At 45.4% G+C, this 22,773-nt stretch carries 19 protein-coding genes; 11 read left to right on the plus strand and 8 right to left on the minus strand.

The features are described from left to right. Nucleotides 1-212 precede the first annotated feature (212 nt). The 5 genes from OCU35_RS03020 to OCU35_RS03040 all read left to right on the plus strand — a co-directional run bounded on the left by OCU35_RS03020 (nucleotide 213) and on the right by OCU35_RS03040 (nucleotide 4,980). The gene (locus OCU35_RS03020) at nucleotides 213-686 is read left to right on the plus strand and encodes a hypothetical protein (RefSeq protein ID WP_017028322.1); all 474 of its coding nucleotides are present in this window, start codon (nucleotides 213-215) and stop codon (nucleotides 684-686) included. 25 nt (nucleotides 687-711) lie between these two features. Continuing rightward, nucleotides 712-1,638 carry a tripartite tricarboxylate transporter substrate binding protein gene (locus tag OCU35_RS03025; RefSeq protein WP_017028321.1) on the plus strand — a complete coding sequence of 309 codons (927 nt, stop codon included), beginning with the start codon at nucleotides 712-714 and terminating at the stop codon, nucleotides 1,636-1,638. 66 nt (nucleotides 1,639-1,704) lie between these two features. After that, complete coding sequence (locus OCU35_RS03030) at nucleotides 1,705-2,151, plus strand: tripartite tricarboxylate transporter TctB family protein (RefSeq protein WP_261825620.1); 447 nt, start codon at nucleotides 1,705-1,707, stop codon at nucleotides 2,149-2,151. A 9-nt stretch (nucleotides 2,152-2,160) separates the two neighbouring features. Continuing rightward, nucleotides 2,161-3,651, plus strand: a complete 1,491-nt coding sequence (locus OCU35_RS03035; RefSeq protein WP_017028319.1) for a tripartite tricarboxylate transporter permease — start codon at nucleotides 2,161-2,163, stop codon at nucleotides 3,649-3,651. A 186-nt stretch (nucleotides 3,652-3,837) separates the two neighbouring features. Further along, a complete protein-coding gene (locus OCU35_RS03040) occupies nucleotides 3,838-4,980 on the plus strand; it encodes a polysaccharide lyase family 7 protein (RefSeq protein ID WP_261825621.1) in 1,143 nt (380 codons plus the stop codon). A gap of 292 nt (nucleotides 4,981-5,272) precedes the next feature. Here OCU35_RS03040 and OCU35_RS03045 read toward each other — a convergent pair whose 3' ends face one another. The 3 genes from OCU35_RS03045 to OCU35_RS03055 are packed head-to-tail and all read right to left on the minus strand — an operon-like array spanning nucleotide 5,273 to nucleotide 9,879. Beyond that, on the minus strand, nucleotides 5,273-7,492 hold the full coding sequence (locus OCU35_RS03045) for a heparinase II/III domain-containing protein (protein ID WP_261825622.1): 2,220 nt from the start codon (nucleotides 7,490-7,492) through the stop codon (nucleotides 5,273-5,275). Between the two features lies 1 nt (nucleotide 7,493). Further along, complete coding sequence (locus OCU35_RS03050; RefSeq protein ID WP_261825623.1) at nucleotides 7,494-8,045, minus strand: acyltransferase; 552 nt, start codon at nucleotides 8,043-8,045, stop codon at nucleotides 7,494-7,496. Nucleotides 8,046-8,100: 55 nt separating this feature from the next. Beyond that, on the minus strand, nucleotides 8,101-9,879 hold the full coding sequence (locus OCU35_RS03055) for a sodium:solute symporter family transporter (protein ID WP_261825624.1): 1,779 nt from the start codon (nucleotides 9,877-9,879) through the stop codon (nucleotides 8,101-8,103). Nucleotides 9,880-10,065: 186 nt separating this feature from the next. On the opposite strand from OCU35_RS03055, the gene OCU35_RS03060 reads away from it, so the two are divergent. Continuing rightward, nucleotides 10,066-10,980: a LysR family transcriptional regulator gene (locus OCU35_RS03060; RefSeq protein WP_261825625.1), complete on the plus strand. Its 915-nt coding sequence runs from the start codon at nucleotides 10,066-10,068 to the stop codon at nucleotides 10,978-10,980. A gap of 220 nt (nucleotides 10,981-11,200) precedes the next feature. Here the strand turns inward: OCU35_RS03060 and OCU35_RS03065 are convergent, their stop codons facing one another. Both OCU35_RS03065 and OCU35_RS03070 read right to left on the minus strand, forming a co-directional pair. Then, entirely contained in the window at nucleotides 11,201-11,953 is a 753-nt protein-coding gene (locus OCU35_RS03065) for an SDR family NAD(P)-dependent oxidoreductase (protein WP_261825626.1), read from the minus strand. 13 nt (nucleotides 11,954-11,966) lie between these two features. Continuing rightward, entirely contained in the window at nucleotides 11,967-12,671 is a 705-nt protein-coding gene (locus OCU35_RS03070; protein WP_017032717.1) for a TSUP family transporter, read from the minus strand. A 220-nt stretch (nucleotides 12,672-12,891) separates the two neighbouring features. Here OCU35_RS03070 and OCU35_RS03075 point away from each other — a divergent pair, with 220 nt between their 5' ends. Next, nucleotides 12,892-14,205, plus strand: coding sequence for an aspartate aminotransferase family protein (locus OCU35_RS03075; protein WP_017032716.1), 1,314 nt, complete (start codon nucleotides 12,892-12,894; stop codon nucleotides 14,203-14,205). Between the two features lie 85 nt (nucleotides 14,206-14,290). On the opposite strand, the gene pdxR is transcribed toward OCU35_RS03075, so the two are convergent. Next, a complete protein-coding gene (pdxR, locus tag OCU35_RS03080) occupies nucleotides 14,291-15,781 on the minus strand; it encodes a MocR-like pyridoxine biosynthesis transcription factor PdxR (protein ID WP_017028310.1) in 1,491 nt (496 codons plus the stop codon). A gap of 192 nt (nucleotides 15,782-15,973) precedes the next feature. Between pdxR and OCU35_RS03085 the strand changes: the two genes are divergently transcribed. The 4 genes from OCU35_RS03085 (at nucleotide 15,974) to OCU35_RS03100 (ending at nucleotide 19,143) form a co-directional block, all read left to right on the plus strand. Then, nucleotides 15,974-16,837 (plus strand): transporter substrate-binding domain-containing protein, encoded by an 864-nt coding sequence (locus OCU35_RS03085; protein WP_261825627.1) that lies wholly within the window; start codon nucleotides 15,974-15,976, stop codon nucleotides 16,835-16,837. A gap of 125 nt (nucleotides 16,838-16,962) precedes the next feature. Then, complete coding sequence (locus OCU35_RS03090) at nucleotides 16,963-17,604, plus strand: amino acid ABC transporter permease (RefSeq protein ID WP_017032713.1); 642 nt, start codon at nucleotides 16,963-16,965, stop codon at nucleotides 17,602-17,604. Between the two features lie 23 nt (nucleotides 17,605-17,627). Next, entirely contained in the window at nucleotides 17,628-18,293 is a 666-nt protein-coding gene (locus OCU35_RS03095; RefSeq protein ID WP_065210164.1) for an amino acid ABC transporter permease, read from the plus strand. After that, a complete protein-coding gene (locus OCU35_RS03100) occupies nucleotides 18,286-19,143 on the plus strand; it encodes an amino acid ABC transporter ATP-binding protein (RefSeq protein WP_290241819.1) in 858 nt (285 codons plus the stop codon). Before OCU35_RS03095 ends, OCU35_RS03100 begins: the two co-directional genes overlap by 8 nt. A gap of 55 nt (nucleotides 19,144-19,198) precedes the next feature. Here the strand turns inward: OCU35_RS03100 and OCU35_RS03105 are convergent, their stop codons facing one another. Both OCU35_RS03105 and uxaC read right to left on the minus strand, forming a co-directional pair. Next, the gene (locus OCU35_RS03105; protein WP_261825628.1) at nucleotides 19,199-21,199 is read right to left on the minus strand and encodes a heparinase II/III domain-containing protein; all 2,001 of its coding nucleotides are present in this window, start codon (nucleotides 21,197-21,199) and stop codon (nucleotides 19,199-19,201) included. A gap of 18 nt (nucleotides 21,200-21,217) precedes the next feature. After that, nucleotides 21,218-22,633 (minus strand): glucuronate isomerase, encoded by a 1,416-nt coding sequence (gene uxaC / locus OCU35_RS03110; protein WP_261825629.1) that lies wholly within the window; start codon nucleotides 22,631-22,633, stop codon nucleotides 21,218-21,220. Nucleotides 22,634-22,773: the final 140 nt, after the last annotated feature.

Genomic DNA, 22,773 nt, shown 5'->3' on the forward strand with positions numbered 1-22,773 from the left:
TCTTACCCATCACACTTTTTCTAAAATTCCCTGTGTGACCAGTGTCATATAAAAAACCGCTAAAACCCTTAAAAACTCGATCTCCTAGACCCTTTTAGAGAGGGGCAAGTGATCTAGTTATCATTTGACCGCGTCGCACATGCCAGTTTTTCATGTCATACAATATAGTTAAATACATCGATGAGGTGAATGTCTATAGCAGAGGTTAGGCAATGAAAAGTCATGCAGAAATAGCAAAGGATGCTATCGAATTAGTAACACCCGCAATTGAAAGATTGTTTGAAAGAACCAATCGCAAAGAGCTTCATATCGTTGTCATGGACCCACGCGTTAAGCCTTGGGAAACATCATTCGAAGAAGCGATTTTGGTTGAAAGCTCCCTAGGTAATCCAGAGCAGTGGACTATCCCTTTTGATGAATTTGCACGCAAAAAAGCCAAGCAAGCATGGCGCAATACACGTGCAAATATCACCAATCAAACACTACATACAGCGTCACTAAACGAAGATGATCTGCTTTTCTATGGCTCATTTGTTTATGGAGACGTAGTGGTTGGCTGCAGTGGTGTTGAACAATGGTACGACATGCTAATCAGTGGCTGGATTGCAGTAGCAATTGAACAGTTGTGCATGGCCGAGTACCAGAACAACAAAGTAAGTAACCCTACACAAACAACTAGAAACTAATAAAACTGACACAAAAGGAATTAACATGAGCAAACTTCTTAAATCCCTTCTTGTTGCCGCAGGCATCATGGTATCTGCAACGGCTGTTGCAGCGGACTACCCAAGCAAAAATATCCGTTTAGTTGTACCTTTTGGTGCGGGTGGTGGTACTGATGCGGTTGGTCGTACACTGGCTAACTCTGCAAAAGACATTCTTGGTCAAAACATTGCGGTAATGAACCGCACAGGTGGTGCTGGTGCAGTGGGTATGAGCTTTGGTGCTCAGCAACGTGCTGATGGTTACACACTAACAGTGGTCACTCGTGAGATTGCATCTCTACCTCAAATGGGTCTAATGCAACACGATGCTAGCGACTTTAAACTTATCCGCATGGTTAACCTTGATCCAGCAGTAGTCCTAGTTTCTGCAGACAGCCCATACAACACAATCAACGACCTTATCGCAGAAGCGAAGAAAGGCGACGGTGTGGTTAAATTTGCGTCTACAGCAGCGCCAAACTTCTACCTAATGGCTCTTGAAAAAGACCAAGGTATCAAGCTAAACGCTATCCCATACAACGGTGCATCAGAAGCAATTCCTGCAGTACTAGGTAAGCACACTGACGTAACTATGGTTACTCCAGGTGAAGCTATTGCTCAGCTGCGTTCTGGTCAACTTAAAGCACTAGGTGTGATGTCTGAAGAGCGTATTTCGTTCATCCCTGATGTACCTACTCTAAAAGAGCAAGGCATTGACGTTGTAACGGGTACATGGCGTGGTATCGGTGCTCCGAAAAACACTCCAGATGAAGTTATCGAAACTCTAGGTAAAGCATTCGACGAAGCTATGGCATCTGCTGAATTCAAAGAATTCATGGAGAAAGGTGCGATGACTATCCACAACATGAATGCAGAAGAGTTCACTACTTTTGTTGAGCAAGACACTAAAAACCTTGGTGCTCTAATCAACTAATTTCCACCTGGGAGCTCTTGCTAGGGCTCCCTCCTTCTTTGAAGTTTAGCTTTAAAGGGTAGCATTATGATTAATAGAAATGTTGTCTTCCCATCCCTAATCATTGCCCTAAGCGCAGTTATTTTGGTTCTTATTGGACAGTTTGCAGAACCTCGCTTTCAAGACGCGAGCGTCGATGCGAAATTTTTCCCAACAGCCATTGCGGTTGCTCAAATCATTATTTGTATTGCCTTATTAGTGCAACACAAACTCAAATCTACTAACACTGAAATACAGTCAGTTATTTTCTCAAAAATGGCCGTATTCGGTGTCATATTCCTGATTGGATATGCATTATTGATTAGCGTGATTGGCTACTTGTTAGCGAGTCTCGTTGCATTCACAGTTTATCTTGTGTTGTTCAAGGTTAAGAAGCCGCTCTACTACGTAGTGGCATGGACCTTTGTATTTGGCGTTTATTACCTATTCGGTGAGGTGTTCTACATAGCACTTCCTGAAGGTCTATTTTATTAAGGAGGCGGTATGATTGAGCATCTATTGAATGGCTTACTGACCGCGTTCAGTCCAGCTGTTTTACCTATTTTAATCTTTGGTGTTGTGGGCGGAATCGTACTCGGTGCGTTGCCGGGCCTGACCGCCACCATGGGTGTGGCCATTCTTCTGCCATTTACCTTTGGCATGGAGCCAACAGCGGCGCTGGTTATGCTAATCGGTGTCTACATCGGTGGTATCTATGGTGGTTCCATTGCCGCTATCTTGCTGAAAACACCAGGCACTCCGGCCTCAGCCGCAACGGTGCTTGATGGGCATACTCTGGCTGCCAAAGGCCAAGCGGCGAGAGCGCTGAGTATCTCGGCAATCGCTTCGTTTGTGGGCGGGTTGATCAGTACAATCGTTTTGATCGCTATTGCTCCACTGCTAGCAAACTTCGCATTGCGATTTAATGCACCAGAATACTTTGCATTGGCTCTATTTGGTCTAACCATCATTGCCAGTGTTTCAGCGCAGAATATTTTGAAGGGCCTATTGGCGGGTACTATTGGTCTGTTGATCTCAACAGTGGGATTAGACCCAATTAGTAGTGTGCCTCGCTTTACCTTTGGCGTGATGGATCTGTATAGCGGGATCAATGTAATTCCTGTTCTGATTGGTCTATTTGCACTGTCTGAAGCGATCAACCAGATTGAAAAAATCCTAAAAGAGAAGCAAGCTAAAGTTGCTAAATTTGATCACAAGTTGCTGAGCAAACAAGATCTTAAAGATATGATGCCTACAGCAGTTAAAAGTGGTCTGATGGGGACAACCATAGGTTCTGTTCCTGGCGCTGGCGCGGACATCTCTGCATTTGTTTGTTACAACGAAGCGAAGCGTTCTTCGAAGAATCCAGATGAATTTGGTAAAGGTTCTGTACGAGGCCTTGCCGCAGCAGAGGCGGGTAACAACGGCGTAACAGGGGGTTCTCTTGTTCCTTTACTTACACTAGGTGTTCCGGGTGATGCGGTAGCGGCAGTACTATTGGGCGCTCTGATTGTTCAAGGTCTAACTCCTGGTCCTCTGTTGTTCGCTCAGAATCCAGAGGTGGTGTACGGCGTATTCAGTTCAATGCTGGTGGCTAACATTGTGATGTTAATCGTTGGCCTAGTGGGTATTCGCTTCTTCTGTCGCATCATTGAGGTGCCCAAGTTGCTGATGATCCCTATCATCATATTCTTGTCAGTGGTCGGCGCATACGCGATTAACAACTCAATGTTTGATGTGGGTATTGCGATTGCCTTTGGTATTTTAGGCTTTGTGTTAGGCAAAATGGATATACCATCTTCGCCAATACTTCTCGCTATTATCCTTGGTCCAATGGCGGAGACCAACCTGCGTAAAGCCTTGCTGATGTACGATAACTCTTGGTCATTCCTGTATGAAAGACCGATTGCTTTGGCCTTTATTGTGTTAGCTGTCTTCTCTGTGTACTCGACAATGAAGATGAAGAAGAAAAAGCAGATGCAGTTAGATACCTAAGCGGTAAACGAAAACAGAGTGTTAATACTAAGAGCTAGTGAGGCAATCACTGGCTCTTTTTTCGTTCTCAATAATTGAAAATTAAGATTGAGATTATCTCGACAGCAAATGTTACTGATCGTGATCCTGTTCATATCTTGTATTATTATATTAGTGCATTATGACCCTCGCTCGTTAAGAGAAGAGATGGGTATTGTTCCCGTTTCTCTTGGCACTAAAAATAAATACCTAGAGGTTAATATGCATACAAAGAACAAGATTGCTGCTGTTGTTGTTTCAGCACTCGTTGCTGGCCTAGCAGGCTGCTCAACAGCTTCTTCCCCCGATACTGCATCTGCGACACAACAAGCTCCGTCTGCAACGCAAGCTCCGTCAGCGAATAATGATCCGCAACTGGCTGTGCAGTACAACTTAGACGTGAACAAGGTTCCAGCTGAAAACTTCGATCTATCTAAGTTCAAGCTAAATACGCCAAGAGACGATAACAAGCCAGAGCGTGCGGGTAAGGTAATGGAAATCTACAAGCCTATGTTGAATGACAAGGCTAACCCATTCTCTGATGCAGAGTGGTTCTACACTGATTCTGTAACTGGCGCTATGGTGTTTGCTTCTCCAAACAAAGCAATGACAACACCAAACTCTAAGAATGCTCGTAGTGAACTGCGTGCAATGCTTTCTGATGACTACTCATCTCCAAAGAACAACTTCACTATTGCTTCTACAGATAATGCTGAAGCATACGGTGCGATTGGCGGGCACATGAGCGCGACCATGTCTGTTGACTGGGTAAGTACTAGTGGTGATTACAAGAAAAATGGTGCATTTGCTACCGTAATCGGTCAAATCCACGGTTCGAAGAACGAGCCTCTAAAAATCATGTACCGTAAACTGCCAGAGCATGAATACGGCTCTATTTACTGGAACTACGAAACTAATGCTCTAGGTGACGATTACAGCAAGCGTCGTGATATTCGCCATGAAGTGTTCGGTCAAAGCGGTCTGCGCCAAGGTTCAGAAGATCCTGTAACGGGTATCAAACTGGGCGAGATCTTCTCGTACGACGTAAATGTAGAAGGTGATATCATGCACCTAACGTTCACTAAGAACCCAGGCAAACCAAACCAAGAAGTTAAGACGTATGATATTGACCTAGCAAAAGGTGAATACCAAGGCGACAAATACGACCAAGGCTACGCAAACGACTGGATGTACTTCAAAGCAGGTACTTACAACCAATGTAATACTGGCTCAAGCGGTTGTGCAAACAACGGCATCGAAGCTGGCGATTACTCTAAAGTGAGCTTCTTCAAGTTCAGCCTAGACCAATAATTCGGTTTAACTGACATTCATCGAATGTCAAAGAGCATGTCGAGATTTCTGGTGGGGGCTAGAGTCTCGATAGCGGTGAGGGAATCGGGGATTGAACTGTCTTCAATGGCGATTTACCTATGATTCACTTCAATGTTTCCTCACGTTTTTTTAGAGCCTGCTTTTGCAGGCTCTTTTTTTATCCATTGAGTTATACCTTTCCTTAAGGAAGGTACTGTCACTATAGAGGCAAAAAAGCCAAGTGCGTCAGTTCGCACTTGGCTTTTCAATAGTCAGAATTAGAAGGTTAGTTCTAGGCTAGTTCAACTTGCTTAGCCTGCTTTTGTACGCGCTCACCATCAATATCTATGACAATAATGCCTTCGCCAATATCAACCTTCAAAAGACCAGCATTATCCATATCGTGATAGATAGGACTGTTTTCACAACACGCCACAAAGGTATGCTGAGCAGCAGGCGCCGCTTGCCATTCTATATGTCTGATATCTTGGTTTGCATCAGAGACTACAGATTCATGAAGAGAGGTTTCTTCCTGATAGCCTATTTCTACACAGGCCTCTGATAGCCCATTGGCTAACAGCTTTACTGTGTATGCTAACTCGCCATTACTAAGAAGAACGTCTTGTCCTTCCCTCTCTACATTCAGCGGAGAGTGAAGTCGCCATTGCACCGGTTGCGCCGAAGCTAAACTCATATTATCAACGATGAGAACGCCTTTATCTGCGACGGTGACTAAGGTTCGAACAAAGCGTTTTGCATCACTGTAAGTTCGGCTTAAGTCCATTTGTACAACACTCCAGTTAGCCCCTGTCTTATGGGTAATAACGGATGCGGTTGCAGACTCATCGTCCAGTATTTGTCCTCTTCCACCAATCAATGGCAGATTATGCGCTTTGGTGGTTCTGGTCCATTCGCTGTGATGGGCACTGCCAAAACGATAGCCATAACTTCCACTTGGCGTCAGGACACTAGTGTGTGAATCGATTAAGGCGATATTACCTTGATCGGCGTGACGGTGAGAGCTATTGCCGAATTGGCTGGCTCTAAAGAATACAGAACTACGCTTGTTCTTGATGGCACCCAGTCCTGCAAAATCATAATACTGACTGTAGATACCTTCACGTTCTTGGCTCTCGTCTAGGTTCAATAAAGGCCGTTCAGAGTGCTTAATTTGTGGGATCGTTGGCACCACATCGAGCAGGTGTAAATCATAAGAGGAGATCTGTTGTTCGAGCTCTAAACTCATCTCTCGAGTTGCGCGATCGCCGAAGCGTTCAGCGTAGATTCGTAGCGGGTTTTGAGCAAAGAAGCCCGGCCATTCAGCGCCATCGCGCCTGCACCAGAAGCCATCACCAAATGGGTGTATGTCATCTTGGGTTGCCACAAAATCCATCGCAAAATTGCTGTAGTTCTTGTAGAAAGGGTGGTTGTAGAAAGAGAAGCCACTGATTCGCTCAACGGATAAGAAGAACGGATGGAACCACTTACTGTAAGATGAGGAATAAAATGGACCTTCTGCCCAGCTGCCATCTTCGCCACCATAAAATGGCAATACACCCCGGTAGATCATTAGCGAGTAGTTAAGCCAGCGTTCACAGACGCTTTGATCATACTCTTTGTGCAGTGCAAGAGCGGCTACCCCAAGATACGCTGGAAGGCGAGAGGTATGAGAGTGCCCAGGGAACTGCTTGAACTGATCTTGCTCTAATCGCTCCTCCATCTGATAAGCAATGCGAACCAACATAGGCCTTACAAAGCTTTTTTCGCTTTCGGTTAGAAGAGGCGCAAGCCAGTGGTATGCCAAGTAAAGGTTGCGAGCTAGAGAAAGACCAACCTCGTCTCCCCAAGTGCATGGACGAAGCAGCGATGCCGGACCTTCTGGGCTCCACTCTGCCAGTTTGAGTAACAAAGAAACCGCTGTTTCACCGCTTTGCTTATCTCCCCAAATCTTGTACAGCAAGCTTAAAGAGATAAGGTCTCTATCTATCCACTTTCTGACATTCGCAATAGCTGTGCGTTTGCCTTCTTCCTCGCCTCTTCGATAATGAGTCGGGTAGGTAATCGCATCAATATCGGCAAGCTCCGCTGTTTTCTTAAGCTTGTCATAGGCCATCCATGAAGAGATACGAACGTGGTTGATATCCTCATCGAAGTACATCAAAAATTGCTCGTGAGGTTGGCAACGCTCAAATAATTCTTTGGCGGTAGGCGCTAGGTAGTCTTCTGACTTTTCAGTAACGTTAAAAGAAAACCAAGGTGTCGCTTGATGCTCAGCATTAACCAAGCGCCAACGATATTCACCATTTGGAAGCGTGAAAGGCAACTGGAAAGGAGAGGATACGTTCTCCCAACACCACTGCAGAGGTTTATTGGTGTGCTCTAATTCAATACTAAAGCTGTCATGAAAATTAGGTTGAGGCCAGTTAAAGCTTGGTGGGTTTACAAGCACCTCTTGTTCATGTCCTGGAGACATAAATACTTGAAAGTCATGGTTTCTTTGCAATGACAACATTCTATTGCTCCTTCTTAAACCAAAGGTATTCGCCCGTTTCAGGATTGATTTCACCAATCGCTTTTGCTGGAGAGCCAGCAACAATGTGGTAGTCTTCTACCGATTGAGTCACTACCGAGTTAGCGCATACTAGAGCGCACCTACCAATAGTGACTCCCGGGGTGATGACAACGCCTGTGGTAAGCCAAACGCCGTCTTTGATCTCTACTTTGCCTTCTTCAAGGCTACTGCGAGCGCTAAAATGATCCGTTGTTGGGTCATACAAGTGATTCGACGCAACGATAGAAACATGGGGGCCAATGAGTATGTTTTGACCAATGGTGACATCACCATTGATGTAGCTGTACAGTCCAATATAAGAATTTGCGCCAATCTGCTTATCACCAATTCGAACGATAGCTCCCGGAGCAACTCTTACACCTTCGTTTGTGAAGCCCATTATCTGAGCTCGGGTGTTGTCATCGGCCGCGTTATTGCTTTGGGTGGTGTAAAGGGTGAACTTGCGAAATTCTTCATCGGTAAGTTCCCCACCGAATTTTTGTTGTACTGACATGTTTACCTCAATAGATAGGAGGTAACCCTCCTATCTTACTGTTTTAATATTATTTTTATGCGCAGCTTTGCTTAACTTGAAGCTCGGCAGGTTTCTTTACCGTGCGCAATAGAATGAATCCAATAAAGCCTATGATACCCGCAATGATGGCAAACAATGCTTTACCCCAAAGTGGGTTAGGAACCAGCGTTAACATAGCTAAGAATACGGATGCGGTTAGCAGCATCTTGCCAAGCATGATGTGCTGCTTGTTATCCATAAGAATGCTTTGCTCTGATTCTTCGATAACCACTTCAGTATCAACATTGTTGAAGAACTGATTGATTTCAGCCGCACGCTCAGCCGATGGCTCTTTGTAGAAGAAACGAGATAGAACAAAGAACGGAAGAGTAATCGACATATGGCCAATTACGCCCAGTGTTACTGACTTCATTTCAGAGAATTCGCGAGCGGTAAGCTGCGTATCAAGGCCAAGGATTGATTCAATCGTGTTTGGAGTAATTACAAAAGCGATCACAGCTGACACACACATACCGACAAGGATAGTTCCCCAACCCGCCCAATCTGGCGTTTTACGCACAAAGAAACACATGATTGATGGAATAAGCACTGGGAAGCCAACAAGAGTGCCGACTAACATCATGAGATCGAATAGGCCGAATTCTTTTAGAGACGTTAAGAACAACCCGGTAAGGATGATCACGATACCGAATACAGCCGTAAGAATCTTACTTGCTCTCATTAGGTTTTTCTCAGAGAAGTCTTTACAGAAGTATGGTTCGTAAACACTCTTAAGAATGATGCCCGCATTACGGTTCAGCGCTGAGTCCATTGAAGACATAGTGGCCGCAAACATAGCTGCTAGCATTAGACCAACCATACCTACTGGCATTTCACTCTTAACAAACATGTAGTAAGTCGCATCTGCAACCTTGTCGCCTAAGCCTTCTAGACCCCATGTAGTCACATCAGGGTAATTGCCCGCTACGTACCAAGCCGGTAGGAACCAAACAAGTGGACCAAGGATCATTAGTGAACAAGCAAGTAGGGCTGCTTTACGAGCATTCTTTGTGTCTTTAGACGCGATGAAACGGTAAGAGTCGACCATGTTGTTGGTACTAAAGAACTGTTTAACAAAAATACAGATAAACCAGCCAACAAATAGGTAACTGTAGCTATAACCATCACCAATAAGCTGTTGTGTTGGTAGACCTACCTCAAGTAGGTTGCCTACACCGCCTGACTTCCAGATTGCAACCATTGCAGCAATGAAGGTCATTACCGTGATGATGATCATCTGCATAAAGTCGGAAGCGATAACGGCCCAGCTGCCGCCAACCAATGACATGAACAATACCACTAAGCCTGCACCGATAATGGTTTGCTCTAGAGGTACGCCGATAACAGCACTAGTGAACACAGCAAGACCGTTAAGCCAGATTGCTGCTTGTAAAACACTGAGAGGAACGTTTGCCCAAGTAAATACTTGTTCATTTACCGCACCAAGTCGAAGTCTGATGCCTTGCAGAGGACTGATCACTCGCATTTGACGCGCTTTGGCTGCAAAGAAAAGGTAGTTACAGAAGTAACCTAAAGCGTTAGCGAAAAATACAACAGCGACGGACATACCGCTGGTAAGGGCTTTGCCCATAAGGCCGGTAAAGGTCATTGCACTCAATGCCATCATGAAGGCACTGGAACCGACCATCCACCATAGCATTCGGCCACCTCCTCTAAAATACTCACTGGTATTTGAGGCTGCAGAGCGGAAAACCCACCCGAGACCGATGAGAAAAATGAAGTAAACGAGTACAACAATAATATCAATATCCATGCTTAATGGTTCCTGTAGTAATAGGGTAGAGAGGCATAGCTACATCCTTTTTTTCTTGTTTGTGGAGTAGACACATTTTTATTGTGGTCTGAGACCTAACACACGTTTCATCATAAGGAGGCTTATCATAGAGTGGAAATATTATTATTGTATAACAATAATACAATCAACGAATGACCAACTCCCATGGACATTAAGACGCTTAAAACCTTTCTTTCAGTAGCTAAGTTGAAAAACTTTTCAGCGGCCGCTAGAGAGCTAAACACCGTTCAGCCTACGGTTTCTCGTCATATTTCCGATTTGGAAAATGAGCTAGGAACCAAGCTGTTTTTGCGTACCACCCATCAGGTAGAATTGACCGCAGCCGGAGAGGTGTTGTTACCAGAAGCCTTGGCCATTATTGCTAATGATAAACGAGTAAAGGCGTTGGTGGGTAAAGCGTTGGAGTCCAAAGAGTCAGTGCTTAATATTGGGTACCTGGCTACTGCTTGCTCATTTTTCCTGCCAAAGATTCTGGGGGAATTTTCCAGTAGCAATGCCAAGGTAACCACGAACCTTTTTGAGATGACCGCTCAGGAACAGCAAGATGGGTTGGTGGAAAACAAGATTGATATCGCTTTTTCAAGACGTCAGCCACAACTAGATGGCAGCGTGTTCAATGTAGAAAAGATCTATACCGATAAGTTGGTGGCAATCTTGCCGGCCAATCACCCTTTAGCGAATAATACTGAAGTAAGTTTAAATGAGCTTCGCAGCGAAAAGTTCATACTGTTTCGTCGCTCTGAGTGGAGTGAAATGTTTGAGCACATCTCATTGCTCTGCCAAGAGAGAGGCTTCTCGCTGGACGTGAGTTTTCACCCTGAAAATATGCGACACCTGGTCACTTCAGTTTCGTCAGGACTCGGAATATCCATCGCGCCACAATGCATCAAGTTCGTTGCTGATAAAAACTGTGTATGTATCCCAATAAAAGAAATCAGCCTGGTGCTTCCGCTGTATATCTATTACAAGAAAGAAGGTATGAGTGAGCCCCTAGGACATTTGGTGAATAATTGTGTCTCTCATGCTCAAGATATTCAGAAGATGCTGACGGCATCTTGATTATTTATTGAATATCAATGGTTTGGGTTGTTTTCTTGATAGCTGATAGCTGATAGCTGATAGCTGATAGCTGATAGCTGATAGCCTGTCTCTTGATCACAACTTGGACTTTAGGGTACTCGTCATATAAAAGGTCCCCGATAAAAACCCTCGGGGACGACGGTTGTTAATAATACGAACACCAAAGCTGTGCATGCAATGGTCATTGATAGTAACGAGGTTAGTCACGTTCAATGGCAAACGGTGACCATGCCTGGCGGGTTGGCATGACTTCTACGCGGTTGATATTGATATGGTCTGGCAGTGATGCAATGTAAAACATCTGCTCGGCAATATCTTCTGCGCTAAGTGGTGTGGTGCCTTGATATAAATTGTCTGAAGCGCTTTGGTCACCCTTAGTGCGCACTAGGGTAAATTCGGTTTCTGCTATACCTGGGGAAAGATCCGTAACGCGCACTCCCGTGCCTTGTAAGTCACATCTTAGGTTATAGCTGAACTGTTTAACGAAGGCTTTACTCGCACCATAAACATGGCTTCCAGGGTAGGGCCATTGACCGGCAATGGAACCTACATTGATGATAGTCGCGCCTGCACCGGTTTTGATTAGGGTAGGCAAAAGAGCATGGGTAACATTGACTAAGCCGGTCACATTGGTATCTATCATGGTATGCCAATCGGATAGCTCTACTTCAGGGGCGCCTTGTGGTGAAAGGGCTAAGCCAGCATTGTTGACCAATGCAGTAACTGCTGAGAACTCATCTGGCAGAGCATCTACAGCCTGTTTAACGGCGTCAGCATCACGAACGTCCAACTGCATGACATGAACAGGTACAGACAACTCTTCTTTCAGGTCTAGTAATCGTTCAATACGACGGCCAGACAACACTAATGACCATCCCTCTTTTGCAAATCGGTGTGCAGCGGCCTTGCCAAAACCTGAGGTAGCGCCAGTGATAAATGCGATTTTCTTCATGCTAAGTTCCTTCTTAAAATAGGATTATGAGTAGTGCCAACATTACTAGAATGGGCGCTATTGTTTTTCTTGGTGACGGATCTGGATACTTGCTAAATAGCTTTTTGCCCACTATGTTGCCAATGACTGCGGCGGGAAAGAGCAATAAGCTAAATTGGATAGACTGTGTAGAAATGGCATCCACAGACAGCAATCCCATTAACGATGCTAATGAGCTGAAGATAAAAAATACGATGGCTGTGGCTCTTACTTCACTAGCACTAAGGGACAGATTCAATAGATACAAAACCAGTGGTGGCCCTCCCGCAGAGGCGGTCGTCATACTAAACCCTGATACGGCGCCCGCGAGTAATGCATAGCGCTGATTCAGCCAACGTATTTTTAGATTCAGCATAATCAAAGTGCCAGCAACAAGAGAGGTACCTGCAATCATCATCTTGAGCTGATGAGCTGAAACCTGAGAGATGAACATTAGAGAAACAGGGATTGCCCCTAGCATACCTAGTGTGAGCAGAGTCAGTAGTCGCTTGTTGAGCTCTCGCTTGATCCCTCTAAGTAAGCAAAGGCTACTCAGTAGATCCAAAGTCAATGCAATAGCAATCGACTCAAAAGGAGAGTAGATAAAGCTGAGACACAAGGCTGCAATAATGGCAAAACCAAAGCCACTGTAGCCTCTTACCATTCCGGCAAAGAACACAAATACTGCCGCTAGCCCCATCTTCAACCCCATCACTTAATCGTCAATGACATCAATGTAATCAGCCATTGGATTAAGCTATAGAGCCAGTTTTTAAGATTGTGTGAGGCAGGGGGAAAGGGCACTGTCTGACCCAAGGCTTTTTTTAAACTGACCCTACGTCCTTATCAGCGTTTGTCGCCAAGATATCTACACACAACAGTACATCTACACAGCCTAGATATCGCACAGGAGAATAAAAATGAATGGATTTGGAACAGAGGTATCAAATCAGTACGTCCTAGAGCTAGATAAGCATGTCTTTCACTCTTGGTCAGTGCAGGAAGCGGCTCCGCCAATTGCTATCGCGGGAGCTCAGGGATGTAACTTGTGGGATTTTGATGGGAAGCAGTATCTCGATTTCAGTAGCCAATTGGTGAATGCTAATATTGGCTATCAGCACCCTAAGGTGATCGATGCCATCAAGACACAGGCTGAGTCGTTAGTGACTATCGCACCTGCCACGGCGAACCTTACTCGAGGCGAAGCTGCAAAGCGCATCTTAGACCGAGCACCTGACAGCTTTAAAAAGGTGTTTTTTACCAATGCGGGCGCGGATGCTAACGAAAATGCGATCCGAATGGCGAGACAGTTTACGGGTCGAGATAAGGTGCTCTCTGCTTACCGTTCTTACCATGGCAATACGGGCTCGGCAATTGCTGCTACGGGGGATTTTCGTCGCGTACCTAATGAATATAGCCGTGGGCATGTGCACTTTTTTAATCCTTATCTGTATCGCACCGAGTTTAATGCGCAAACCGAGGAGCAAGAGTGCGAGCGTGCGCTGCAGCACCTTAAACGTGTTATTGAATGTGAAGGACCAGAGGCCATTGCTGCGATTCTTCTTGAAACTATTCCAGGAACCGCGGGCTTCTTGTTGCCACCCGAAGGCTACCTGCAAGGCGTTCGTGAGCTGGCTACAGAGCATGGTATACAGCTTATCTTTGATGAGGTGATGGTGGGTTTTGGACGCACCGGTCGCTGGTTTGCGTTTGAGCATTTCAATGTCGTGCCTGATCTCATTACCTTTGCTAAGGGCGTGAATTCAGGCTATGTACCTGCTGGTGGCGTTGTGGTTAGCGAGGCTATCTCAGAGTACTTCAAGAGTAATTTCTTTATGGGAGGCCTAACCTATTCAGGTCATCCACTCGCGATGTCAGCCATTGTCGCCACTCTAGATGCAATGGAAGAGGAAGGCATTGTTCGATACGCCGATGAAGTGGGAAACAACGTTCTTGGCCCTGCGTTACTGGAACTTATGGAGAAGCATAAGACCATAGGAGATATTCGCGGAAAAGGCATGTTTTGGGCGCTAGAACTAGTGGAAGACAGAGCAACACGTGAGCCATTGAGTAACAGCAAAATAGCGTTACTGAAATCTAAGTTAACTGAGAAAGGGCTGCTGACCTTTATTGTGAATAATCGTATTCATGTGACGCCACCTTTGATCATTAAACCTAACGAGATTGCACAAGGTGTGGCGATCATCAGTCAAGTGCTGGCTGAGTTTGATTAATCTGCCTAGAAGCAGCCGATAAAAAAACGCCAAGACAATTGTCTTGGCGTTGGCGCATTGAATAAAACGGGATACTTGGTCGAGGTTAACCTTGTATCACTCTTGCGAGTTGTTCGATTCCGGGAGTAATGAGCGCCTTATCTATTGCATGAAAACCAAGCCTAAAGTAAGTATTAGTTTCAGGGTGAGATTGTTGTTTATCCATAAAATGTGAGTAGCCGGTCTCTATAAGCACACCGCGAGATGAGGCGCGAGAGGCCAGTCGCTGACTGCTCATTTTGTCGGGAGTTTCGAGCCACAAAGCATTGCTGTAGTTGTCTTTTGCTAGTCGCGCACAATCAGGAAGATAGTGCTCAACGGCATCATTGATGGTTTGCCAGCGCTGACGAGTATTGTCTTTAAATCGGCGAAGGAAGCTGTCGTAGTACCCTTGTGAGATAAAGTGGGCCATTTCCATTTGCACGCGGCTTGGCGGGTGTCGATACATGAGGCGGCGCAATGTGCGAAGCTCGTAGATTAACTCTTCCGGTGCAACGATATACCCTAGGCGTAATCCAGGAGCCAGTATCTTAGAGAAGCTACTGACATAGATAACCCGATTGTCTTTATCTAATGCCTTAAGCGCAGGCAGAGGCGCCCACTCAGAGTTACTGTCAGAGTCATAATCATCTTCGATAATGATGGCGTCATTGGCTCGTGCTTGTTGCAGCAGTTCATCACGCCTTGTTTTGCTCATGGTGACCCCTGTTGGGGCTTGATGACTTGGGGTGACATAGAAGTAATCACACATGGAAGAGAGCTCGTTTAACTTCAAGCCATCTTCATCCACAGCATGCGGGTGCAGCTGTGCGCCAGCCAAACCAAAGATATTGTTTGCCTCTTTGTAGCCCGGGTTTTCAACCCCCACACGAGTCCCCTTATCCATGAGCAACTGAGACACTAGATACAAGGCGTTTTGAGAGCCAATGGTTATCAATATTTCATCGCTCTTGGCGTGTATGCCCCGTTGCGGAAGCACGCGTGTGCGTATCTGTTCTACGAGCAGTTCAACGTCTTTATCGACTTTATCGCAAAGCCAGCCGTGATCATGTGGATCAGCAATGACCTTGCGCGCCGATTCACGCCATTGAGCCAGTGGGAAATCATTGATACTAGGTTGGCCATAAATAAATGGATATTGATAGCAGCTCCAATGTGACGGTTTAACGATGCGAGGAAAGCGATCAGTAGAGATTTTTAACCGGCTAGCCCAGTTTGGTGCGCTGGCGGGATTGTCTGCCTCAAAATGATCCAGCTCATCCTCAACCTCTTGCAGTCTTAATCGATATTTTTCAGACAGATAGTAACCACTTCTTGGCTTGCTGATCAGGTAGCCATCATCAGACAGCCCTTCATAAACCAGCGATACCGTATTACGCGAAACCTTTAGCTGAGTAGAGAGCTTACGGCAAGAAGGCAAAGCCTCATCCGCAGAGAACACCCCTTCGAGTATCGCCTTTACTAAGTACTCACGTACTTGTTCTTGTAAGCTTCTCTTCGAATCGAATTCAATGAAACAGCTGTAATTGATTGCCATTGAGCCAACCTCTTTATGATTATTATTCACTGCATTTCATTAAGTGGTGCAAGAAGTAAGCCAGTCTACCCATTTAGTATTATCTTGCTGTTTTCCAAGACTGTCCCAATCGGCCTATAAAATTGGCTCTAACTCACAACCTTGTCCTGTCTCTAAAGTGAAGGTGTCCACAAATACAGCAAGGAATGAATTATGAGACAGGGTATGAAACTGAAAAAATGGGTAGCAGTCGCGGCAGCAACGATGACCTTAGGTATGTCTAGTTTGGCACTCGCAGATGAGATGCCATCGTTTGCCAGTAATGGCTTGAAGGTGGCAACAGAGGATAACTACTCTCCATTCAACTTCATTGCTCAAGGCAAGGCGACGGGCATTAACAAGGACTTGTTGGATGAGCTTAGAGCTTATTCTGAGTTTGAGGTAAAGCAAGACATTCTGCCTTGGACTGGCCTATTGGCTTCTGTTTCTGCAGGGCAATATGACTTAGCGTTAACGGGTGCAATCGTTACCGATGCCCGCCTCAAAGTCTTTGATTTCACGCCACCGATTGCCTCAGCGCAGCACTACTTTGTTGCCAGAGCAAAAGATGACAGTACCAATACCATTAGCGATCTCGATGGTAAAACCGTCGGTTTGCAAGCGGGTAGTGCGCTTTTAGAAAGACTTCCAGAGCTTAAAGAAATGCTTGAAGCCCAAGGTAAAGACCTAGGTAAAGTCGTTGAATATCAATCTTACCCAGAAGCTTACGCCGACCTTGCAAATGGTCGAGTGGATTATGTCATCAACAGCGTTGTATCCGTTAATGAGGTAGTAAAAGCCAAGTCTAAGATGTTTAAAAAGGGTGAAGCCGTATCAGGACCTGGCTTTGTTAGCTGGCCTGTACCTAAGGACAACCCTGAGCTTCTTGCTTACCTAACCGAGTTCTTTGCTCACCTTAAAGAGACGGGCCGATTGGCGGAGCTTCAAGAGAAGTGGTTTGGAGAGTCATTTGAAGACCTACCAATGGAAGCCATTGTATCTGTCGAGCAATACCACAAATTGACCGCCGTCCAATAAAAAAGAAAGCAGAAAAAACGTCACAAATCAGTAGCGACCAAGGCCAAAATAGAGCACACACTGCCGTTGCCTTGGTCCTACTTTCCAAAATCGTTTCAATTATTCAAGCAGACAAGTAGGTGTATATGGATTACTACGCGTGGATGCAATTGCTCCAAGGGGCTTGGACAACCGCATGGATATCGATGGTGTCGATTGCCCTCGGGGTTGTCATTGGGCTGGTGATTGCCCTTGTTCGAATGGCTAAGCTTCCCGTCATTGACCAAGTGTTAGGGGTCTATGTGAGTTGGGCGCGAGCCACTCCTTTAGTGACCTTAGCCTTGTTTATCTTTCTCTCATTTCCCTCTTTCGGCATCAATCTCGACAAACACTTCTCTGCCATCTTGTGCTTAACCCTGAATACCTCAGCATTTAACGCCGAGATTTGGAGAAACGCCTTTATTAATTTCTCTAACGGGCAAAAAGAGGCCGCCGAAGCACTCGGCATGCAGCGACTTACTTACTTTAGACGCATCATGTTTCCGCAGATGGTGATCATGAGTCTTCCTGCTCTTGTGAATGAGATGTCATTTTTGATTAAGGGCAGCCCTGCTATTGCGGTGATTGGCGTGGTTGACCTTACTCGCGTCACCAATCGCATTGCAGCTGTGACCTATGAGCCGTTAGTGCCAATCTTGTGCGCCGGTGTCCTTTACATGCTCATCATAGGCGTACTGATCAAGTTGCAAGAAATCGCAGAACGTAAAGCCGACTACCTAGCGAGCTAATACCATCACATTAAGGAGTAATTATGTCTGAATGGGAAATCATCTGGCAGCAAAAAGACGTATTTGTCTCGGGATTTGGCAATACTTTTCTATTGTTTATTATTGCCTCTGTAGTGAGCTTTCTACTGGGTATTGCACTCTTGTATACCTTGGAAAATGGCACTAAATGGCTAAAAGGCAGTGTCGTTTTGACCATCAACATTATGCGCACCCTGCCTTTTTTGATCTTGGCGTACTTGTTGTATTACGGACTGCCGCAAGTGGGTATCCGCATGGATGCCTTTACCGCAGGGTTGGTTTCATTGAGCCTCTATCACGGCACCTATTTTTGTGAAATCTTCCGTGGTATCAGAAAGGGGCTAGATCCTGGTTTTATAGAGGCAGCTCAAGCCTGTGGCTTTTCAAAATTTAAGATCTTTACTCGCGTTGTTGTGCCCAATGTGCTGTTTAAGTCGGTGCCTTTGATTGCCAACCAGTTGATCATCTGCCTCAAAGATACCGCGTTCTTGTGCATTATCACGGTAGGAGAGATCACCGCTGCGGCTAACAGTATCCAATCGACTTATTTCATTCCGCTCAATGCGTTTATTGTCGCTATCGCACTGTACTGGCTGATCAGTATCGTCATAGAGCAGATCACTAAAATTACGCTCAACAAAGTTCAAGAAAGAGGGCTAAGCCATGCTTAATCAAACATTAGAAACCAAAACAGTTGCATCATATAAAGAGGTTGCGCCCATTGTTGAACTGCCTATTAAGCACTGTGAGTCAGTAATTGCCAGTGATGCGGAAGATATTGTGAAGGTAGTGAATCTATCCAAGCAATTTGATGGCATTGAGGTATTGAGAGATATCAATCTGACCATCAAAAAAGGGGAGGTGGTGAGTATCCTAGGTTCTTCAGGTTCGGGTAAATCAACGCTGCTTCGCTGTATGAACTGGCTTGAGCAACCTGAACGCGGCACCATTCATCTTGGGGATGAACGCATCGGCATTAACCCACAAACGGATAAGCCTCTTAAGTATCGCGATTTAGCAAAGATGCGTGAGCGAATTGGTATGGTCTTTCAAGGGTTTAACCTTTGGCCACATCTCACTGTGCTGAAGAACGTGGTGGAAGCCTTATTGCACGTTAAGAAAATGTCGAAAGCAGAGGCCGAAGACATTGCTAAAGTGCAGCTAGAAAAAGTAGGGATGTCACACAAGCTCGACAGCTACCCAAGTATGCTCTCCGGTGGTCAGAAACAGCGTGTTGCTATTGCCCGTGCTCTTGCGATGGAGCCTGAGGTGTTATTGTTTGATGAACCAACGTCTGCCCTTGACCCTGAGCTGGTGGATGAGGTTCTGTTGGTGATGCAAAAGCTGTCTAAGGAGGGCTATACCATGGTGGTGGTGACCCACGAAATGGAGTTTGCCAGAAATGTATCAAGCCAAGTGGTGTTTCTTGAAAAGGGCATCTTGATAGAAAAGAACCCACCCGAAAAATTCTTTACTAACCCAGACTCTCCAAGGGTTAGGCAGTTCTTGAAACTGGATTAAGTTGAAAAGGCTAGCAGTGCATCTGCTAGCCTTTTGGCCTACTGTAGTACTTTTACTATAGGTGGTCTAAAGCATGTGATGCTAGGTCATAACTCAGCGTTTGTTGCTTACCATCTTTAACAAAAGTGCAGCTGACACTGTCTTGTTTCCACTCAATAAGTTCAACAGATACCGCTTGTTCATCAGACAAATCGTGCAATACCACAGCGTTAAATTTCGCGGCAGTGCTTCGAACAAGAGAATAAGCTAGATCACTCACAGCTGGGTTGTCAGGTGCATACCCAGTAAGAACTTGGCATGCCTCATTACTCCAAATGTGCTGAGTGTAATCGGCTTGATCCTCTATTCCATAAGTCAGTGCATGAGATTGAGCTTGCGCTGATAAACGAGCCTCTGTCATGCGCGCTAGCGGACCCTGCAACGGATTCTCAATCGTTGACATTGTCTGAGCGTGCTTATGAGTGCCACGTACATGATAGGTAAGATCCAGCTGCTGCTGATTCGGGTTATCAATCTTGTGTAATTCGACCAACAGGTTATCCAGCCAAATCAATACTCTACGGTACTTCACATTTTGATAGCTTGAAGAATCCCACTGCACGATAGTATGACTATCAACGCTAGCTTCTTCTTGTGACCAATCCACCTCAGCATCGATTACCGTAGCCGTATCGCCTTGTAGATAGTGATTCAACACAGGGTTGATTGGGGACTGGTTTTTCTGGTTTACCGCAAGCGTGTTGTGGGTAGCTGTATTCTTGTAATAGCCGTAGTGAAGCTCAGCGCCGTAGCCAGTAGTGCCAAGATCAGGCAGGATTTCTTTGCCTTGACGAGTCACAATGATACCAAGACGATCATAGTGATCATGCTCACCGCCATAAGGCGCGTGTTTATATAGCAATGCATTGTCATTCTTGGCATCAAATTCTAGGGTAATCCCTGCCTCTTCGGCATGAATAGGCTGGCAAACCAAAGGTTTTGCGAGTGGCAGTTCATCCACACCGTAAAGTAATGCCTCTATGTTATCGCGACTGATGTTTTGGTAGATGCTCGCTAGCGTTCTCGCAAACAACTCACAAGGGTACTGTCTTTGCGCAAACTCAAACAAGTGAGCATGAGTCAGTTTTTGCTGTCCATTAATGCTGTCATTGAGGCGTGGGAACTCACCATTATTCAGGACTAGGCTTAACGGGAACTTCAGCATTTTTAAGAAGTTAGCGTTACTGCTGACTGAATAAGGCGTATTACAGGCCATTTTCTCAAAATTGAGTAGCGCCTGCAGTGCGTAGTAATGGTAGTGAATTGAGCCTTCAAACCACATGCCTTCATTTGTGCAGCCATGATCCAATTGGTAGTGAATGCCATACTCAGTATTGAGAGCAAAGTCGATGTAGCTTTGCTCATCCAAGATAAGGCCGATAACCCCAACCGTAGCGTTGATCTTCATCTCATGATTATGCAGTTGCGCCGTGCGATGCTTCATTAAGAATTCAGCGCCCTCACGCAGTAATCTATCTTCGACATACTGCTGTTGCTCTGCAGAGAGTTGGTCTTTGACGAAGTCATATCCGCGTGCAAAATCTAGATGGCAGTTAGCCTCACACAGGGTTTGTGCGTTGGCTTTGCCAGGGCCGTTGTAAGGGATGCCGCCATGTTCTTCATAATCTGGGTAGTATTTCGCGTACTCTAAAAGAATCCCCGTCACTTTATCTAGGTATAGATTATCGCCAGTCAACTGCCATAGTAGGCCAAGGTCGTAACAGGCCTTTGCATTTAAGCCATTGAGCCAGCGCCACCAAGCTCCGTCATACGGCTGGCCAGTGAATTCTTTTCCATCAACAGGACAACAATGAGATTTAGGCTTGTAGCGATCCCAAGTGAGACGAACACCGTGCTCAGGACAGAAATAGTAGAGATTCCATGTCGCGATACCTGTCTCTGGTACTAAAGTGTCGTGATTGAGCACCACATCATTGTTGTTTTTGAGCGTTTCAATCATAGAGACACTCGCGCGCTCGATGATTGCCTGTATCTCTGATTCAGAAAACTGTAGCATGACAAAATACCTTAATAGCTATGCTATGTTGTCGAATTTAAAATAATTATTTGCATTGTGGTAGCAGATGTTTTCTACGGTCTGCCTAAGTAGATCTAGGTCGTAAGGGATCTCTCCGCTCTCAACCCAGCTTGCAAGTAAGTTGCACAGCACACGCCTAAAATATTCGTGTCTGCTAAATGAAAATAGATTGCGGGAGTCCGTTAACATGCCCACAAACCGACCTAGAGCACCTAGGTTTTTTAGGCTAGTGAGCTGAGCCTCCATGCCGTCTTTGTGGTCGTTAAACCACCATGCTGCGCCAAATTGAATTTTGCCCGGAGCATCATCACTCTGAAATGCACCCGCTAAACAGCTAAGCAGTTGGTTGTGATTGGCATTGAGGTTGTAGAGCACCGTCTTTGGCAGTTTGTGTTCTCTATCAAGATCGCTAAGGTGCTTTGCTAGCGCCTCTATATCTAAATCATGGTCAATCACGGTAAAGCCAGTACCTGCACCAAGCTCTTGTTTGCGTCTTTCATTCACATTGGCAAGGACTCCAATATGCAACTGTTGGCTCCAATGATATTTGTGATAGAGCTTGCCAAGTTGGTTTAATGCGTAAGTGGTTAATTGGGCTTTTTCTTGCGCTGACAGTTGTTGTTCAGTCAGTAGTTTGAGGAAAATACTTTCGCATTGCCCTGTGCTTCCTTTGGCATAACAAACCGTTGGCAGGCCGATATCAGAAAGTCTGCATCCCATTTCATGAAAGAATTCAATGCGACTGGCAATAGCCTCAATGTAGTTACCCAGTGAGCCAATATTGATACTGGTGATCTGGCTTAGTTGAGATAGGGTACTCAAAAAGCCTTGAGTGTTGCTAAATGCGATGAGTTCATCGGCTCTGAAGGTCGGTAAAACCTTAACTGCAAAGTCTGAATGCTTAAGCTTTTGATGGTATTCAAGATCTGACAGAGGAGAATCGGTGGTACAAAGCGTATCAACATTGAGCCTCTCCAATACCGAACGAGTGCTCATGTTTGAGGCTCTTAGTGCGCTATTGCAATGATTCCAAATGGCTTTTGAATTGCTTGGGTTAAGCAGCAAATCACAGTCAAAAAAACGTTTTAGCTCTAGATGCGACCATTGGTACAAAGGGTTACCCAAGAGGTAGGGCATAGCCTCACACCACTTGTCGAATTTTTCACTATCAGTGGCGTCGCCCGTAATGTAGCGCTCAGCGATACCGTTGCTTCTCATTGCTCGCCATACATAATGATCACTGTGCAGCCATGCCTCAGCGAGGTTTTTATGCTTGGTATTGAACCAGATATCTTTTGCATCAAGATGATTGTGATAATCAATAATCGGCATAGTTGCGGCATAGTTGCGATACAGATGCTGAGCAAGAGATGAGGTTAACAGCACATTGTCATGGATGTATTCTTGGTACATGGTTAGCCTTATACATAGAGGGGGAATGCTAAGACATTCCCCCTCTATGTTCGGTAAAGAGATTACTTTGAGGTTGGGTCAATGTTTAAACTTTCACTACAATTCAGTCGTCAGATAGACGCTGATTACGACAGTTATAG

It is taken from the genome of Vibrio breoganii, assembly GCF_024346795.1.
GTDB lineage: Bacteria > Pseudomonadota > Gammaproteobacteria > Enterobacterales > Vibrionaceae > Vibrio > Vibrio breoganii.

Coding starts and splice junctions, on each gene's coding strand:
- OCU35_RS03045 (WP_261825622.1), bottom strand. CDS start 7,492: ATGTTGTCATTGCAAAGAAACCATGACTTTCAAGTATTTATGTCTCCA.
- OCU35_RS03060 (WP_261825625.1), top strand. CDS start 10,066: ATGGACATTAAGACGCTTAAAACCTTTCTTTCAGTAGCTAAGTTGAAA.
- OCU35_RS03040 (WP_261825621.1), top strand. CDS start 3,838: ATGGGTATTGTTCCCGTTTCTCTTGGCACTAAAAATAAATACCTAGAG.
- pdxR (WP_017028310.1), bottom strand. CDS start 15,781: ATGGCAATCAATTACAGCTGTTTCATTGAATTCGATTCGAAGAGAAGC.
- OCU35_RS03105 (WP_261825628.1), bottom strand. CDS start 21,199: ATGCTACAGTTTTCTGAATCAGAGATACAGGCAATCATCGAGCGCGCG.
- OCU35_RS03075 (WP_017032716.1), top strand. CDS start 12,892: ATGAATGGATTTGGAACAGAGGTATCAAATCAGTACGTCCTAGAGCTA.
- OCU35_RS03035 (WP_017028319.1), top strand. CDS start 2,161: ATGATTGAGCATCTATTGAATGGCTTACTGACCGCGTTCAGTCCAGCT.
- uxaC (WP_261825629.1), bottom strand. CDS start 22,633: ATGTACCAAGAATACATCCATGACAATGTGCTGTTAACCTCATCTCTT.
- OCU35_RS03030 (WP_261825620.1), top strand. CDS start 1,705: ATGATTAATAGAAATGTTGTCTTCCCATCCCTAATCATTGCCCTAAGC.
- OCU35_RS03050 (WP_261825623.1), bottom strand. CDS start 8,045: ATGTCAGTACAACAAAAATTCGGTGGGGAACTTACCGATGAAGAATTT.
- OCU35_RS03020 (WP_017028322.1), top strand. CDS start 213: ATGAAAAGTCATGCAGAAATAGCAAAGGATGCTATCGAATTAGTAACA.
- OCU35_RS03100 (WP_290241819.1), top strand. CDS start 18,286: ATGCTTAATCAAACATTAGAAACCAAAACAGTTGCATCATATAAAGAG.
- OCU35_RS03065 (WP_261825626.1), bottom strand. CDS start 11,953: ATGAAGAAAATCGCATTTATCACTGGCGCTACCTCAGGTTTTGGCAAG.
- OCU35_RS03090 (WP_017032713.1), top strand. CDS start 16,963: ATGGATTACTACGCGTGGATGCAATTGCTCCAAGGGGCTTGGACAACC.
- OCU35_RS03070 (WP_017032717.1), bottom strand. CDS start 12,671: ATGGGGCTAGCGGCAGTATTTGTGTTCTTTGCCGGAATGGTAAGAGGC.
- OCU35_RS03025 (WP_017028321.1), top strand. CDS start 712: ATGAGCAAACTTCTTAAATCCCTTCTTGTTGCCGCAGGCATCATGGTA.
- OCU35_RS03055 (WP_261825624.1), bottom strand. CDS start 9,879: ATGGATATTGATATTATTGTTGTACTCGTTTACTTCATTTTTCTCATC.
- OCU35_RS03085 (WP_261825627.1), top strand. CDS start 15,974: ATGAGACAGGGTATGAAACTGAAAAAATGGGTAGCAGTCGCGGCAGCA.
- OCU35_RS03095 (WP_065210164.1), top strand. CDS start 17,628: ATGTCTGAATGGGAAATCATCTGGCAGCAAAAAGACGTATTTGTCTCG.